We start from the raw sequence: 17,241 nt of genomic DNA on the forward strand, positions 1-17,241 counted from the left end.
GTACCAATTAGTACAAACCCCTTGATTTCTGAACAACTTTTAGTACAATAGTACACGAAGGGAGTTAGGGGGAAGTCGATGATTTTTGTCATAGTCTACAAAACATGAAGATAGGATACGAGCGCGAAGTTCTTTATGTTTTCGTTCCTAGAATAACATTGGCTAATGCGTTGGGAAAACAAGAGTTGGTAGACATATATACGAAGTTTAACGTAATTAAAGGTAAGAATGGAAGAAGAACAATTGTGATCTCTTTTCATAAGCGTAATAAGCCTATTGGTTATTTGTTTAGATAGGGAATTTTAAAGGAGGAATTATTATGAGCGTAAGAGTTGTATTTTGTGAAGAATGTAGAGATGAAGTTTCATATACTGTTGAAGAAAAGGAGATGACTGGAACTATTCGTGGTGTTCAGTATCACTATGTTGGCAGGGAAGCAAAGTGCGCTAATTGTGGAGCATATGTAGATGTTGAAGAAATTAGTGGATCTAATTTGAAAGCGCTTTATGATGTTTACCGAAAAGAGAATGGAATTGTTTCTCTTGAAAAGATTAGAGCAATTCCTGAACGTTATGATATTGGTAAGCGTCCACTGTCAATACTTTTGGGATGGGGAGAACACACGTTTACTCGTTATGCAGATGGTGATATACCGACTCGGCAATATTCTGAAACTTTGAATCGACTATTTGATGATCCTGCTTATTATCTGAGTATTTTGGAGGAAAATAAGGGTCGATTGATTTCTCAGCAGACTTACGAGAAAAGTTATAAAGCTGTTACAGCTTTGATTGGTAATAATGGCATGCTTGATGGGAAGATAAGTGAAGTTGTTGCATATCTTCTAAATCAGTGCGAGGATATCACGCCATTAGCGTTGCAGAAGAGTCTTTATTATATACAGGGATTCTTCTATGCATTTTTCAAAAAGTACATTTTTGTTGAGGATTGTGAAGCTTGGGCGCATGGGCCTGTTTACAGGGATATTTATGCGAAGTATTCGGATTATCATTTTGATCCGATTTCAAAGGTTGAATCATTTGATTCTTCTATATTTACCGCTCAGGAGAAGGCTGTTTTAGATAGTGTGATACGAAATATTTGTTGTTACAGTGGAAAGATTTTGGAAGACTTCACTCACAATGAGTCTCCGTGGATTAATACTAGGGGGGATCTTCCAGATGATGCTTCTTCAAATAAGATTATTGATAAACAGATGATTGGGGATTATTTTATGAAAATCAAAGAGCAGTATGGAATGAATTCTCCTAGAGATATCCAATCGTATACGAAAGCTGTGTTTGCTAGTCTGTAAGGAGGCTTTTATATGGAACGAAGCGAACACCATGTAGTTCATAACCCGAATGGTGGATGGGATGTGAAACGAAATGATTCACAACGCGCAAGCATTCATACTGCAACAAAAGTTGAAGCATTAAAAGCTGGCAGAATAATCAGCAGAAATCAGGGTACTGAATTTATTGTTCATGGTATAGATGGCAGAATTCAGAATTCTGATAGTCATGGGAATGACCCGTGCCCTCCTCGTGATAGAAAATAATTTTGGGTTACAACCCGTCCTATAACCCTATAACACTGAATTAGCTGAAAAACAAAAAGAACCCCCAGGTTTGAGCACTGTTAGTAGGCTTAGGGGTCTGCTATCATCAATCACTCTATCACTATTTCTAAATATTTGCTATTCCTATTCAACGACTCAAAATAAAAGAGGGAGCCGAAACTATGCCAGCTCCCACAGGTGCGTGTCCGCAAACGCACACCGCAATTACATTTTTATTGTACCCTATAGTGTTTAAAAAGCTAATTAATAAGTTCTTAGTAGAAATGCAACAGCAATCAACACTTCCTATAGTGAAGTGAGCTTGTCACATGTATGAGTATGTACAAATTTTGATGTTTTTACGAATTTTATGACTGTGTTGCTGCAGTCATAATTGTTAAATATAATAAGAGAAGATATATCTGATTATTCTTCTCATACGGAGTAGGGATATGTGATGCTTATATGTGTTTATAGGGGAAGAATGAGAATTATAAGCAGATTATATAGATGCACTTTAATAAGTATAAGTGATATATAACTTAAGAGGAGAGTCATTGCGGCGGTAATTTGATTACTAGGTTTAAGAGAAAAAAGAGTTTGATTATATGAATATGTCAACAAAATTATTTGCCTCGTTTGACTAAAAATTGAAGACTTATTGAAATGGTTGTTAAGTTTAAGGAAATGAGTAAATGAGTAAATCAACTCCTGGTTATACTTTTGAGCAGAATGTTGATGAGCAAACATTGGCTGAGAAATATCCTAAAGTTTTCTCTGCTTTATTGTTAGATCATACAACAAAACGCAATATTTGCTGGGCGACAAATGATTATAAAGATTGTGGTCATATGCATCAAGCAAATTCCGAGATAACCGTTGCTTCAATTACTGGTAAATATTCAGGACTGATTGCACCTAGAACATCAAAATCTCGCGAATTGCAAACATCTCGAACAAAAAATAAGGCTGAGGTGTTTACACCGTCTTGGATTTGCAATGAACAAAATAATTTGGTTGATGAGGCATGGTTTGGTAGATCTAATGTTTTTAATCGTACTAGTGACAAGAGCTGGATTTCTACCACGGAAAAAATTGAGTTTCCAAATCAATCTTCTAAAAGTTGGGTCTCATATGTAGATGAACAGCGAATGGAAATAACATGTGGAGAAGCTCCTTATTTAGTTAGTCGTTATGATGCAACAACTGGCGAAATAATTCCACTTAAGCAACGTATTGGACTTTTAGATCGCAAGCTTAGAATAGTTACAGAGAATACTAATAATGAAACAGATTGGCTCAAATGGTCTAAACGTGCATTTGAGTCTATATATGGTTTCGAATATCAAGGAGATAGTCTGCTTTTAGCAAGAGAAAACCTTCTTGCAACGTATGTTGATTATATGCGTGATTCGCTTAATAGAAAACCTACAGAGTCAGAACTTTTAAGCATAGCAACTATTATTTCCTGGAACATCTGGCAAATGGATGGCCTTACGGGATGCCCTCCTTATTGCAGTGAGACACCAAAAAACGTACAACCAACTTTATTTGATTTTGAAGAAAACGAGAAAAATATAGATTCTCAAACTTCAACATCCTGTCAAATAAAAGATTGGCTCACTAATAAAACCAACACATTTAATGACTTACTTTTACAGGAGAAAAACAATGAAGCAAGTAGACAATCTTGAATTGCTAGATAATATCATTTTTGGAAGAGTTACACCTCACATTTATGCTTTCCAAACAGGCACGATTCCCAACTATCTAAAAGTTGGAGATACCTATCGTCCTGTCAGCATTCGATTAAAGGAATGGGAGCACAAGTTCCCAGATTTGAAGAAAGAATATGAACATACAGCAACAGTGACTGACGATGTTTATTTTCGTGACCACGCTGTTCATCATTACTTAGAAGTTTCTCTCGGTAAAGAACGATTAAAACCGCAAGATTTACCTAAAAAGAATCTCTACTATAGCCGTGAATTTTTTAAAGATGCTACTCCTTCTGACATTGATGAAGCTATAAACGATATTTGTGAAAAATATGGTGAACATAGTGATAAATATGCATACTATGATTCCAATGAGCGCTTGGCTGTTACGGTACACTATGAGCGAGGTGCAAAGTGGATACTACGCCCAAATCAACAAGAAGCGGTTGATAATTTTATAAGGGCTGTAAACTTAGGTCGTACAAATCTTTTGATGTATGCTGTTATGCGATTTGGTAAATCATTTACATCGCTTGCATGCGCTAAAGCTATAAATGCAAAGACTGTGCTTATTGTTTCTGCTAAAGCAGACGTTCGCGAAGAGTGGAAGAAGAACGTAGAACAGCCTGGTAATTTTGAAGGCTATAACTTTTTAAGTTCAAAAGAATTATTAGAGAACGATAATACAATTTCAGATATTCATGACAAAGGAGAAACGGCAGTCATTTTCCTAACGCTGCAAGATTTACAAGGCACTGAAATTAAAGCAAAGCATGCACAAGTCTTTGAGAATAAAATTGACTTATTAATTGTTGATGAAACACATTTTGGCGCTCGCGCTCAAAGTTATGGCGAGATTTTGCGTAATGTGCAAACAGACGAGAAAAAAGACCTAAAAGAAAATATTAAGTTTCTTGATAAACACGAAGATGATCAAATAGATTTTGAAGATGCAAATCAACAAATCAAGGAATTAAAGGCTAAAGTGCGATTGCATCTCTCTGGTACGCCTTATCGCATATTAATGGGCTCAGAATTTGAGCCAGAAGATATTATTTCTTTTGTTCAATTTACAGATATTGCTCGCGAACAGGCAGCTTGGGATGCTGAAAACTTAGATAAGGATGATGTTGAGGAATGGGATAACCCTTATTTTGGTTTTCCTCAGATGATTCGTTTCGCGTTTCACCCAAGTAAGCGAACTATAGAAAAAATGAATGAGCTGAAAAAGCATGGTGTAAGTCTTGCTTTATCTGCTCTTTTTAAGCCGCAATCCATTAAGAAAGACACAAAAACAAATGCGCATCAAAAATTTGTACATGAAGATGAAATTTTTGACCTTCTAAAAATTATCGATGGTACTTCTAGTGACTCAAAGCTTTTAGGATTTTTAGACTACGATAAAATTAAGCAAGGTCAAATGTGTAGGCATATTGTAATGGTTTTGCCTTATTGTGCTTCTTGCGATGCAATGGAAAAACTTATTAATGACCACACATCTGAATTTAAGAATTTAGGGGATTATGAGATTCTGAATATTTCGGGAGTGGATGCTAAACATACATTTAATACTCCAAATGATATTAAAGCCAGAATAACTAAATTAGAATCCGAAGGTAAAAAGACACTTACTTTAACAGTAAATCGCATGTTAACAGGATCAACTGTTGAACAATGGGATACGATGATTTATCTAAAAGACACATCTAGTCCGCAAGAATACGATCAAGCGATATTTCGCTTACAAAATCAATATGTTCGTGAATTAAGCGACGGTACAAAAGTTATCAAAGAGTGCCTAAAACCGCAGACTTTGCTCGTAGATTTTGATCCACATCGTCTCTTTACTATGCAGGAACAAAAATCTTTAATTTACAATGCTAACACTGAAAAGAATGGTAATTCATTGCTTGACAAGCGTATTGCTGACGAGCTTCGTATATCGCCAGTTATTACAATGAATCATAACCGCCTAGAACAGGTGCAAGCTACTGATATCCTAAAAGAGGTTAGTCATTACAACAATTCTCGTTCAATCAGCGACGAGGTAATAGATTTACCGATAGATTTATCAATCCTAAATAACGAGCATATGCGGTCTGTAATTGAAGCACAAAATCCATTTGGATCTAAGACAGGCTTAACTCTGGAAGCCCATGCAAGTGAAACAGATGGCCAGGATTTTGATGTTAATGATGATACAGATGAAACATTGGATGATCATAATGAGGACATAGAGCCACATAAACAACCATCTTTCACCGCTATAACTGATGATAAAGAAATCAAAGATTTAGAAAACAGGATACGCACATATTATCAGCGTATCCTCTTCTTCTCGTTCCTTTGCCCAGAATCAGTAAAGTCATTAGATGACATTTTAGAAACATTGCATAACGGTAAAAATGATCGACTCGCTAAAAACCTAGGTATCAATACAGGTGATCTCGAGATTTTGCGAGATGTACTCAATGCTTTTAATTTGAATGCACTTGATTATAAAATTCAAAATATCTCAACACTTGCAAGTGATGAAAGCTTGAATCCTCTTGAACGTGCTGTAACTTCACTTGCTAAATTTAGCCGTATGTCTTCGTCTGAAATTATTACACCAATAAAAATTGCTGATGAAATGGTGGCGATGCTTTCCGAAGACCAATTGCGCAATATCATTAAATCAGGTGAAAAATTACTTGATATTGCATCAAAGGCAGGCGAATATACAGTAGCGCTCGTAAAACGTCTACAGGCATTAGGTTTTTCGCTTGACGAAATAAGAAACAGTATCTACGCTATTCCTACTTCAAGCGTTGCTTATGAGTTCACAAGACATTTCTACGAAATACTTGGACTGAATACCGCTTGTATTGCTAAGAATTTTACAAGTTACGACCTTCTCGATATTAAAAACGATAAAGAGGAGGTGGACTATAATCGAATAACTGAACTTCTCAGTCAGAAGAAAGATTTTGATAAAATTACGCTAGAAGATAAAATTCAAGGGGGTGAAAAAATGAAATTTGGAGCAGTTGTTGGAAATCCACCGTATCAGAAATCCTCAATTGGTAAAAATAATAGTGATTCTGCAATATACCCAGAATTCATGGATTTATCTTATGAAATGTCGGATCTAGCATGTCTTATTACGCCAGCAAGATTTTTATTTAATGCCGGAAAGACAAATTTAAAATGGAACTCATTAAGGCTTAATGATTCGCATTTTAAAGTTGCTCGTTACGAGGAAAGTAGCGATGCTGTTTTTGAGTCAAACATTGACATAAAAGGCGGAATAGCAATTACTATTCGTGATAATAACAAGATATACAAGCCAATAGTATGTTTTACTCCAAATACTCAATTAAATTCAATCAGAGAAAAAGTTTGCAAATGCAATGATTTTTCTAGTATTGCAAAGATAATATGTAACAGAGGTATATATCGTTACTCTGACATAGCATATCGTGAAAATCCGGATGAACTTTCAAAAACATCAGATTCACGCATTGCTCCTAGTGCTTTTGAAAGAATGCCATCGTTATTTTTAGAAAAACCTAATGATGATGAAGACTTCATCCAAATTCTTGGCAAAAGCGACAACTCTCGCGTTTTCAGATGGATAAAAAGGAAATATGTAAAGTATGTTTCGAATCTAGAATACTATAAGATTTTAATTCCAAAAGCGGATGGAAAGGGTTCCTTTGGAGAACGTTTAACTAAACCACAAATAGTAGATCCTAATGTCGGTTTTACTGAAACTTTTATTTCAATTGGTGAATTTGAAGATAAAACTCTTTCGGAAGTTTGCTTAAAATATATTAAAACTCGTTTTGTAAGAGCACTGCTTGGAATGAAAAAAGTAACACAAAATAATTCGAAAATAATGTGGGAATATGTACCAATGCAAGACTTCACTAGCTCATCTGATATCGACTGGTCAAAATCTGTCGATGATATCGATCGACAACTTTACCGCAAGTATGGTCTTAATGATGAAGAAATTGCATTTATAGAAGAAAAAGTACAGCGTATGGAATAGTGTGCTGCGAACTTAGATGAAAGCTGGGTTTCATTGTTGAAAAAATTTTGAATGAATTCTGTAAATGAAAGAGGTAACTGTGTCTATAGTAGACAGCTATATTGAAAATAAATTGCAAGAAATTAAGTCATATATAAATGATAAATATGCTTATTTATATGAGGATGTATATGACAATAAAATGCAAATCATGTTTTCTACATTACACAATTTGCTTATAGTTAATTTTAAAGAAATGAATAGTAAATTGCCTACTAAAAATGACACCGCTCATTTTTGGGCAGAATCAAGCAGAAATTTACTTTTTGCAATAGACACTATATGTGAAGTGCAGCAAAATTTGGAAGAATCTGATTTAGCTTTTGACATAGATGATTATTATAAAAATCTCATTGAAAAAGCTAAGGGTTTCCTTAACTCTACAAATGGAAGTGAAATACCTTCGAATATGAATAAAGTTAATTTGTATTGTACGAAACCTATTTTCATTAAAAGGGATTCAATCAGTCTTAATCACATTGGTAAACAAAGTTATTCTGATTTAAAGCTAATAGGCGAGGGCTCATACGCTAAAGTATTTTCCTATTATGACCCTGGCTATGATAGAAAGTTTGTATTGAAAAGAGCACTTGATGAATTAACAGACAAGGAAGTGGAACGATTTAAACAAGAATTTATTCAAATGCACTCTCTAAATTCTCCATATATTGTTGAAGTTTTTAAATACGATGATAAAAACAAAGAGTATACTATGGAGTTTATGGATTGCTCGTTGGCTGATTATATCCATAAAAACAACTCTAGTTTAACTATGGAATACAGAAAATCCATCGTAATTCAAATCCTAAGAGCCTTTAAATACATACACTCAAAAGGATTATTGCATAGAGATATAAGTCCTAAAAACATACTTTTAAAAAAATATGATGATGATGTATTTGTCGTCAAGGTATCTGACTTTGGATTGGTAAAAGTGCCAGACAGCAATTTAACAACTTTGAACACAGAATTTAAGGGATGTTTTAATGATACTGAGTTAATAACTGAAGGTTTTGTAAATTATAAAATGATTCATGAAACCTATGCATTAACTAGGTTAATTTATTATGTTTTGACAGGTAAAACAAATACTTCACAAATAAAAAAAGAAAATCTCCGAGATTTTGTGTATAAAGGATTGTCTAGCGAACAGTCTAAACGGTATAAATCTGTCGATGAGATTATTGCTGCAATTAGAGAATATAATATTTTCCGGTAAAACTTTATTATTAATTAATTATGCATTAAATTATTGCAGTTTGCTATATATTCACCGAAGTTTGTACGCTTTTAAAGCATTGCTTATGATATCTGTGTTAAAAAAATGTCTAGAGAGTTTACAAAATAATTGTAATCGATGGACGCGAAGTTGGCGTTGTAGATGCTTACGTTATGGACATAACCTGGCAAGGTAATGACTTTCTTGATTCTATAAGCTCTAACGAAATATGGGAAAAGATAAAAAATAATTTTTCGGATAAAATTATTAATATTACTTTTGATATTCTCATTAGTTTGGCTAAATTGTACCTGAAAAGTAACTTAGCTTATCTTAATTATTTTTTATTCTATTCATCATTTTATCTTGCATAAAATTAATATTTATGCAAGATAAAATGATTCAGTATGCGTGTTTTTATATAGACGTTTAATTGTATTTAAATATGTTCGAATTAAGTCTTTTAAGCATTGTCTGTAGATCAGCTCCAAGCTGCTTGCCAATCCATAATCTAATAATATTTATAAAGCAAACATTAATTCTGTACATTTTTTCATAATCTTTTGGAGTTTTTTCCATATTTTTGTTAGCGTCAGCATGTTTATTTTTCTTATAAATATCATTCATTTCTTTTAACCAATCAAAATCCTTGAAGTCTACTGGAAAATATTCGCCAAATTCGTCTTTTATCGCGCATAATGCGCACATAAAACATGCCAATCCACCGTTCTTGTTCATTCTATCTTTTTGTCCTTTGCTTTTTATTATTCCCAACCCAATATCTTCTAACGCAACGCCTAGTATTATATTCACAGATTCAACTGAAAGATTATTTTGTTCTTTTGCTATGTTAGATATTATTCCCATCGCTCTTCCATGTCTTTGCAATAGTTCAAACCATTTTTCTATTCCACAAGTATTAATATCGTCAAAATCGAACAAGAATTGTTTATTGTGCTTTTCATAAATGTTTTGTGTGCCAGCATTTAAATGATGAAGAACAGTGAACCATTTTACTGTTGAATCATTGCGAGTATTACTGTTCTCCACGCCTACTTTCATTTTTGAGAATTCACATCTCTCTAATTTAGATATAGAGATAAGATTTAAAATCCAATTATGAATTGAGATATGCTTCTCCCAATTCAATTCAGATTCACTATGAGTCTCAATAAATGCTTCTTCTTCAAAACTAACAATACTGCTATTTTTTGATAATTTTCTTACATGCTGATTAATAGCAAGCGACAGACTGATGGATGATTTATTGCTTTCATTTTGCATTGGATTTATTTTGCATAGCTCTTTGCTACTAGATTTTTTAATATCAATTTTTATACTTTCACCATCATCAGAAAGTTTATTAACGTTAATTCCTCCCAATGTGAACCAATCATATAGGTTTGAACAACTCGTCCTCAAATTAGTTATTTTTTCGAATTGTCTTTTATTTGAACCAACGATTATGTAGTCGCATGTAATTGTTCCAATTCCAATTTGACAATTTTCCTTAGTAAGTAATTTTTCATCTCTACACCCGACTAGCGTATATGCATTTCTTGGAGATAAAACTTGCAAAATATTAGGTACAGACAATCTATTTATTGTTTCATATCCTGCAGCAGATTTTATATGTGTAACTCTTCCCCTTAAAAACCACCTATAAATTTGACCAGTAAGTTCTTTGAATAACACAGACAGTTCAAATTTCATTCCGTTATCATGTAGCATAACTACAGTTTCAGAGGAATCATTATTCTCTGTTTTCAAAAAACCAAGAACTGGTTTAGTTAAATCAAGTCTTTTATCTTCCATATATCTTAATCTCCAACTAACTTGCTACTTTTAATGAGAATATTTTAGTATACAAATATAAATGACCGCAATTTATTGTTTGTGTTTTACTGAAAACCAATGCAACAATAACTAATTTATCTTGAAAGCATCGCGGCTGCACGTATCAAAACTGTTTCCTTAACGCAACAATTTTGATGCACTTGCGTGCAAACTCTATAAATTAGATTTAACATACAAAGCATACGAACACAAACAAAGTTGTGCGATAAAGAAATATTTGCTAGCATCACTGGAAGGAGTCTTCCTGCGTTGAAAGTCGGCTTCACACCGTCGGTTGATTTGCTCACCTTAGGCGTTGCGTGGGCTCCTTTACTTTTGGCTTATAACACATGAATCATTAAAGACTGTAAAACAGTTGGAATATACGAAAGCTAGTCATACCCTCAAACCAACTCATTACGAGATTAAGGGGTAAGAGGAGCCCTAGCTTTCACTTCGATTCTATCATATGAGTCTTTCCCTCATAAGCTGATGCTATCCTAGAAGTGCGTCTATCAAAAAAGAAAAAGGCTGGCGCGTCAATACAGCGTTCCCAGTTGTGGAAAATAAGAAAGGAGTGAAAAGCTGATGAACATGCAGAAAATTTATTATGACATGGCCGAAAAACTCCGTCCTTATGCTGAACCTAACATGGATAAACTTTGCAAAGAAGCTGCTAATAATGCTACATGCGCAGGAGAGCCTTATGAAGCATTAGCAGATTACTTAAGTTTTGCATGGGAACATCAAAATACTCCTCGCAAACTTATTATTGAAGCATACAATCTTATTGACGATGACTATCTTGATTTATATAACGAAATGGTAGATAAACTAGGGATTCCACGTCGTCAACATTCTGCAAATTACGACGAAGATGAATAAATCTTATATTAAAAAAAAAATACTTAAAATGAAAATTGCGAGGGACCCCTCGACTAACAAATCTGACGTAAACGGCAGCTGCGAGACCCTCGCGTTATGTTCATTATAGCGTTATTTTTTAGAATATCCAATGCAACAAGGGATTCAATAAATACTATTGTTCAAAAACGTTTATCCATAGAAGATACGAAACTAAATTGCGTTTGCATAATAGAAAACAGGAAAATTAACTATTGCAAAAGCGTGGTTATTCCCCAAAGCACCACCAAACGACACGCCAAAATAGGCGAGGGCTTGCATTTGAGAATATTTCTGGTATAGTAGTTACTCGTGCTTCGGCGCTGACATAGTTAGCGAGAAAGCATTGCGGACATAGCTTAGTTGGTAAAGCGCAACCTTGCCAAGGTTGAGACCGCGGGTTCGAGTCCCGTTGTCCGCTCTAGGTCCGATGAGTTATTCGACCTTACGGTGGGTTAGCCAAGCGGTTAGGCAGCGGCCTGCAAAGCCGTATAGATGAGTTCGACTCTCGTACCCACCTCGATTAAGCGGTAAGCTTAATACACAACCGGGCGGTTGGCGCAGTGGTAGCGCACTTCCCTGACACGGAAGGGGTCACAAGTTCGAACCTTGTATCGCCCACTCGAAAGGATTGCCTTTCACGCATAATTAAAAAGATTTTGGGTGATTGGCGCAGCGGCTAGCGCACTTCCTTCACACGGAAGGGGTCATAGGTTCGATTCCTATATCACCCACAATAGGCACGCAGTGTTAGTAGCACTGCGTTTTTTTGTTTTTAAATAGCAATCACCCATTCTTTGGCCCATAACCCCATTCTTTGGCATATAACCCCATTCTTTCACAAAAACACACATAAAGATGTTCATTTTGCGTTCGTTTAATATCGTGCTATACTCATCCACGTACAAGTGAAAATTGCAGGGGTACTGGCAACAGTTGAGAAACACCCTTTGAACCTGTTTTGTTAAGACATGCGTAGGGAGCAATTACAGTAAGTGATTTCTTTCTATCACGAATTTTCGTGATATCGTAAGTTGCGGCAAAGTGGCGGCAATTACACAAGTATCTACTAAAAAAAAAAACAAAAAAAAACAAAACAAAAACAAAACAAAAACAAAACAAAATACAAACACAAATACAAACACAAATACAAAACGAAATATATTACTCAATATCACTTTGGGTAAAAGTTTTGGGTAAAAATACTGCACCACTTAAGGAGGAAAACTGCGCAATGATAGATAGCAGCATTAGTGCTGAAAATATCGAATCTGCTATAAGTTGGCTCGCAGGATTCACAGAAAAGCCAGGGGAGCCAGGAGTTACACGCCCGCTTTACACTAAATCTTGGAAACAGGCGCTTTTTGCTCTCCGTCAACGTTTTGAAAAACTTGGCATGACCGTGGAATTTGATTCTGTAGGTAACTTAATTGCCACTGTTAAAGGAAGCGAAAAGCCTGAAAGCGTAATAGCGTGTGGATCACATATCGACACTGTTTCAAGAGGCGGTCGTTTTGATGGCCAGCTCGGCATCGTTGCAGCTTACCTAGCAGTGAAAAATTTGCTTACTCGATACGGAAAGCCAAAGAAAAGTCTTCGCATTATTTGCTTAGCAGAAGAAGAAGGTTCACGTTTCCCTTACGTTTTTTGGGGATCCAAAAACTTTTTCGGACTCGCTAAAAAAGAGGATGTAGAGCATATTTGTGACAGCAACGGCGTTCCTTTTGAAACCGCGATGCGCGAAGCTGGATTCAACTATCAAACTACCGAGCCTCAATTTGCAAATCTTGAAGCGTGGATCGAACTTCATATTGAGCAAGGACCAACGCTTTACAGCAATCATGAGGATCTCGGCATTATCACTAGCATTGCAGGTCAGCATCGTTGGGATATTCACCTTAAGGGTGTGCAAAACCATGCTGGAACAACTATGATGCGTTACAGGCACGATGCCGTAGATTGCATGTCTCACATCGTTGCCAAAAATCTTGACAAAGCAAAAGAAGCGGGAGACCCTCTCGTACTCACCTTTGGCCGCATCAACGTGATTCCAAATCAGGTAAACATCGTTCCAGGCGAAGTCACATTTTCAATGAACTGCCGTCACACTGACAAAGCTTTTCTTGATCAATTCCTTCAAGAACTTGATGAAGATATTCACCAGACTGCTGAGTCTTATGGCATTACGGCAACAATTGATAAATGGATGTCAGACGATCCTACACCTTTGCACAACGATATTATTCAACTACTCACCAACCAAGCAGAAAAGAACGGTTACGAATATAGAATAATGCACTCTGGAGCTGGTCAAGATACGCAAATTTTTGCGCCTTTTGTAAAGTCCGGAATGATTTTCGTCCCTTCTAAAGACGGTATTAGCCACGCTCCTGAAGAATACACAGATCCTCAGGATGCTGTTCACGGCGTAAAGCTCTTACGCGACGCCTTGCACAGTATGGCATACGAAAATTAGAAATAAGAGGCGAACTTTACTACCAGAATCGTAGTGAAGAAAAGTAAATATCGAATGAAGAGTACAACACTTATTCACTAATAAGAGGCTGATACGAAGGGGCGCACCACCACGGGTACGATATCCTTTCGTATCTTTTTTTATTTTTGGGCAAAGTTGCGATTCTTTCTTTCAAGAAACGTACGTAACGTACAGAAATACGAAACGTACAAAAGTTAAAGACATTACTAGACAGTAAGGAGGTGCACATGCAAAGTAGTACAACGCTGCTACAAGACGAACCAGTAAGCATTCAGCAATTGGAATGTTATCGCGAGCGCGGCTATACTAACGAAGATTTGCTGCCGAAACCGCAGAAAAAACGCAATATGAGCGCGCTGAATTTCTGCACATTATGGATGCAATCAGTTCACAACATTCCAAATTATGCGGCAGTGGGCGCGTTTTTGCTCATGGGTTACTCGCCAATGCTAATAATGCTCGGCATTATGCTCGGAGCTGTTCTTACGGCAATCGTGATGGCCGCAAACGGTGTAGTGGGCTCTAAGTATGGCATACCGTTTTCCATGCACTTGCGCGCAACGTACGGGAAGTCCGGTGCTCAATTACCGGGATTTCTTAGGGGAGTTGTAGCCGCAATCTGCTGGTATGGCATACAAACGTATATTGGTGCGAAGGCTTTAGAAATTCTCGTCGGTAAAATTTGGCCAGGATTCCTAACTTTTGGCAGCAACATACCTTTAGTTGGCAAGAATATGCCTATTATTGTCGCTTTTCTCCTATTCTGGTTGCTGAATCTTGCTATCGGCTTGGGAGGCGGAGGTGCGCTTAATAAGCTTACTGTCGTACTAAGCCCGCTTATTTACGTCGTTTTTGGTTGCATGAGCGCGTGGGCGATAAGCGGAGCTGGCGGACTTATGGCAATTATGCAGTACCATCCGGCAGTTCAATCTCCAACACATTACGGTCTTGGACTATTTATGATGATGGTGGTCAATTCCGTACTGGGAGTATGGGCTGCGCCGGCTGTTTCCATAGCTGATTTCACGCAGAATGCGAAATCTACTATTGCGCAAGTTAAAGGCCAAATTGCTAGTTTTCTGCTCAGCTACGCACTATTTGCTTTTACCAGCGTAGTAATTCTGGTAGGCGGCTCAATAATTTATAAGCAAACGATTACAGACGTGCTAGTAATTATTAATAAGTGGGATAATCTTGCCGCTATTGCCGTAGCTACAATCCTGCTACTGCTCACCACCGTATGCACGAACGCTACTGGAAATATTGTTCCCGCAGCATACCAGCTAACTGCTTTAGCTCCGCGATTTGTGAATTATAAGCGCGGCGTAATTGCGGCAGCGGTAATAAGTACTGTTTTGATGCCTTGGAAATTTATGGCAAATATTACGGGTTTCTTAAATCTTATCGGCATGCTTTTGGGACCTATTGCAGGCGTGTTACTTGCAGATTATTACATTGTGAAACATTGCAAAATAGATCTTGACCAATTGTATTACGATACGAAAGATTCAACTTGCGTAACATCTACTTACGCTGGCACGAATTGGAAATCCTATATCGCCACAATTTTTGGCCTCATATTTGCACTTTCCGGACAGCTTATTCCTGCTGTTGCTCCTCTTACACAAATCTCTTGGATTGTGGGATGCGTAGCAGGTTTCGTAATGCAAATATTGTTGTCAAAACTGCCAACGCTGCCAAAATTACCAAAACCAGAAAAATCAAAGAACTAAAGAACTAAAAAATTGACAAATCACAAAACTAATAAAATTTTTCAGCCAACCACGGCGAAAGAAAGGAAATAATATGAACTACGATGTAGTTATTACTAACGGTTTAGTGGTATTCGATAATGAAGCCACCAAAGCCGATATAGCAATTAAAGACGGCAAGTTCGCTGCTTTTGGAAGCAACTTTACAGCCGATAAAACTATTGACGCAACCGGCTTAATAGTTGTTCCTGGAAAAGTTGACTCTCACGTTCATATTAATGCTCCTGGCGGCGGAGTGCGTGACGATTGGGAAGGTTTCGTAACTGCCACTTCCGCAGGCGCAAAGGGCGGCATCACTACTATGTTGCAGATGCCTTGCAATCAGATTCCTGCAACTACCGATAGAAAGTCATTTGAAGCAGTGCTTGAAGAAGCCGACGGAAAGCTCAAGGTTGATGTTGGTCAAACTGGTGGCTTGGAACCACAAAACCTCAATGGCGGAATATGCGAGCAAGATAAGCAGGGTGTCGTTAATTACAAAGCGTTCCTCGGCACTACTGGCGACAAGGATTTGCAAGTTGATTTGTATAATTGCGACGATTATTCCCTCTACACCGGCATGCAGCAGATTGCAAAAACCGGCAAAATTTTGATTATGCACTGCGAAAACGCTCCTATTACAGACCAGCTTGGAAAGAAAGCTCATCAAATGGGAGCACGCAAGCTTTCTGAATTTGTGGCCACCAGACCTGTTTTCACTGAGGTTGAAGCGATTGAACGCGCTTGCATTTTTGCTAAGGAAACCGGCTGCAGAATCCATATTGTGCACGTTTCTTCTCCAGAAGGTGCTCAAGCTGTTGCTAACGCTCGCAAAAACGGCGTAGATGTGAGCTGCGAAACTTGCAACCATTACCTTTATTTCGACACGTCCGAACTCGACGAAATTGGCAATATTGCTAAGTGCACTCCACCAATTCGCGATAAGGAAAATCAAAATGGCTTGTGGAAAAAGGTTTTCGACGGCTCTATTAACTTCATCGTATCCGATCACTCTCCAGCTCCTTTGAGCTTGAAGCAAACTGACGACGCGTTCACAGCTTGGGGCGGTATTGGAAGCGTTCAAAACGACGTGGATGTATTCTTCGATGAAGCTGTACAAAAGCGCGGCATGTCGTTGACGCAATTTGTGGCATTGAACTCTCGAAATTCTGCCGAGCGTTTTGATTTGAAGGGTAAGGGAAGCATTCGCTTAGGCTACGACGCAGATCTTGCCTTTATTAAGCCAAATGCTCCGTATGTGCTGAAAGCTGAAGATCTTGAGTATCGTAACAAGTTCAGCCCGTACGTCGGCCGCACTATTGGCTGCCAGGTGGTAAGAACTTTGCTCCGCGGCGAAGAAATCTATAGCAAAGAAAACGGCGTTACCAAAGATTTCAAGGGAAAGTTTATTCTGCACAAAGCCGAAAACTAAATAGCAGACCGTTGCATAAAGTATGATAATCCTGTACCGAAAGGAGGGAACATGCTGAAACTGAACCACGATATGGTTGAATATGTTGAAGACGAAACGTTACTTGAGTTACTGAAACGCGAAGGCTACGACATTACTTTTGTTGCTGTAACGGTTAACAACGAACTAGTTAATCGTAATGATTTTGACACTTTTATTGTTAAAGATAATACAAAAATTGAAGTGTTTAGCATTATGGGAGGGGGCTGA

Annotated in this window: 12 protein-coding genes, 4 tRNA genes and 1 riboswitch; of the genes, 15 read left to right on the plus strand and 1 reads right to left on the minus strand. The window is 37.2% G+C overall.

Annotated elements, in window-relative coordinates; translation table 11 throughout:
• Window positions 1-319: 319 nt before the first annotated feature.
• The 6 genes from AXE77_RS00995 to AXE77_RS01020 all read left to right on the plus strand — a co-directional run bounded on the left by AXE77_RS00995 (window position 320) and on the right by AXE77_RS01020 (window position 8,947).
• On the plus strand, window positions 320-1,315 hold the full coding sequence (locus AXE77_RS00995; protein WP_116711716.1) for a type II toxin-antitoxin system antitoxin SocA domain-containing protein: 996 nt from the start codon (window positions 320-322) through the stop codon (window positions 1,313-1,315).
• A gap of 12 nt (window positions 1,316-1,327) precedes the next feature.
• On the plus strand, window positions 1,328-1,561 hold the full coding sequence (locus AXE77_RS01000) for a DUF2188 domain-containing protein (protein ID WP_116711717.1): 234 nt from the start codon (window positions 1,328-1,330) through the stop codon (window positions 1,559-1,561).
• Window positions 1,562-2,256: 695 nt separating this feature from the next.
• A complete protein-coding gene (locus tag AXE77_RS01005) occupies window positions 2,257-3,255 on the plus strand; it encodes a restriction endonuclease subunit M (protein WP_116711718.1) in 999 nt (332 codons plus the stop codon).
• Window positions 3,233-7,315: a DEAD/DEAH box helicase family protein gene (locus AXE77_RS01010; RefSeq protein ID WP_116711719.1), complete on the plus strand. Its 4,083-nt coding sequence runs from the start codon at window positions 3,233-3,235 to the stop codon at window positions 7,313-7,315. The genes AXE77_RS01005 and AXE77_RS01010 overlap by 23 nt, the downstream gene beginning before the upstream one ends.
• A 64-nt stretch (window positions 7,316-7,379) precedes the next feature.
• On the plus strand, window positions 7,380-8,573 hold the full coding sequence (locus AXE77_RS01015; protein WP_116711720.1) for a protein kinase domain-containing protein: 1,194 nt from the start codon (window positions 7,380-7,382) through the stop codon (window positions 8,571-8,573).
• A 134-nt stretch (window positions 8,574-8,707) separates the two neighbouring features.
• A complete protein-coding gene (locus tag AXE77_RS01020; protein WP_276308802.1) occupies window positions 8,708-8,947 on the plus strand; it encodes a DUF2513 domain-containing protein in 240 nt (79 codons plus the stop codon).
• A 55-nt stretch (window positions 8,948-9,002) separates the two neighbouring features.
• On the opposite strand, the gene AXE77_RS01025 is transcribed toward AXE77_RS01020, so the two are convergent.
• The gene (locus tag AXE77_RS01025) at window positions 9,003-10,388 is read right to left on the minus strand and encodes an ApeA N-terminal domain 1-containing protein (protein ID WP_116711722.1); all 1,386 of its coding nucleotides are present in this window, start codon (window positions 10,386-10,388) and stop codon (window positions 9,003-9,005) included.
• Window positions 10,389-10,997: 609 nt separating this feature from the next.
• Here AXE77_RS01025 and AXE77_RS01035 point away from each other — a divergent pair.
• The 9 genes from AXE77_RS01035 (at window position 10,998) to thiS (ending at window position 17,241) form a co-directional block, all read left to right on the plus strand.
• On the plus strand, window positions 10,998-11,294 hold the full coding sequence (locus tag AXE77_RS01035) for a hypothetical protein (protein ID WP_116711723.1): 297 nt from the start codon (window positions 10,998-11,000) through the stop codon (window positions 11,292-11,294).
• Between the two features lie 366 nt (window positions 11,295-11,660).
• Window positions 11,661-11,733, plus strand: a tRNA-Gly gene (locus AXE77_RS01045).
• Window positions 11,734-11,761: 28 nt separating this feature from the next.
• Window positions 11,762-11,832, plus strand: a tRNA-Cys gene (locus tag AXE77_RS01050).
• A 29-nt stretch (window positions 11,833-11,861) separates the two neighbouring features.
• Window positions 11,862-11,933: transfer RNA gene (locus tag AXE77_RS01055), tRNA-Val, on the plus strand.
• Window positions 11,934-11,973: 40 nt separating this feature from the next.
• Window positions 11,974-12,046, plus strand: a tRNA-Val gene (locus AXE77_RS01060).
• A gap of 175 nt (window positions 12,047-12,221) precedes the next feature.
• A riboswitch (TPP riboswitch) is annotated at window positions 12,222-12,311 on the plus strand.
• 235 nt (window positions 12,312-12,546) lie between these two features.
• A complete protein-coding gene (locus tag AXE77_RS01070; RefSeq protein WP_116711726.1) occupies window positions 12,547-13,788 on the plus strand; it encodes a hydantoinase/carbamoylase family amidase in 1,242 nt (413 codons plus the stop codon).
• Window positions 13,789-14,036: 248 nt separating this feature from the next.
• Window positions 14,037-15,542: an allantoin permease gene (gene allW / locus AXE77_RS01075; RefSeq protein WP_116711727.1), complete on the plus strand. Its 1,506-nt coding sequence runs from the start codon at window positions 14,037-14,039 to the stop codon at window positions 15,540-15,542.
• 73 nt (window positions 15,543-15,615) lie between these two features.
• A complete protein-coding gene (gene allB / locus AXE77_RS01080) occupies window positions 15,616-16,992 on the plus strand; it encodes an allantoinase AllB (protein ID WP_116711728.1) in 1,377 nt (458 codons plus the stop codon).
• Window positions 16,993-17,043: 51 nt separating this feature from the next.
• A complete protein-coding gene (gene thiS / locus AXE77_RS01085; protein ID WP_116711729.1) occupies window positions 17,044-17,241 on the plus strand; it encodes a sulfur carrier protein ThiS in 198 nt (65 codons plus the stop codon).

The organism is Gardnerella massiliensis (genome assembly GCF_003408845.1).
Classification (GTDB): domain Bacteria; phylum Actinomycetota; class Actinomycetes; order Actinomycetales; family Bifidobacteriaceae; genus Bifidobacterium; species Bifidobacterium vaginale_H.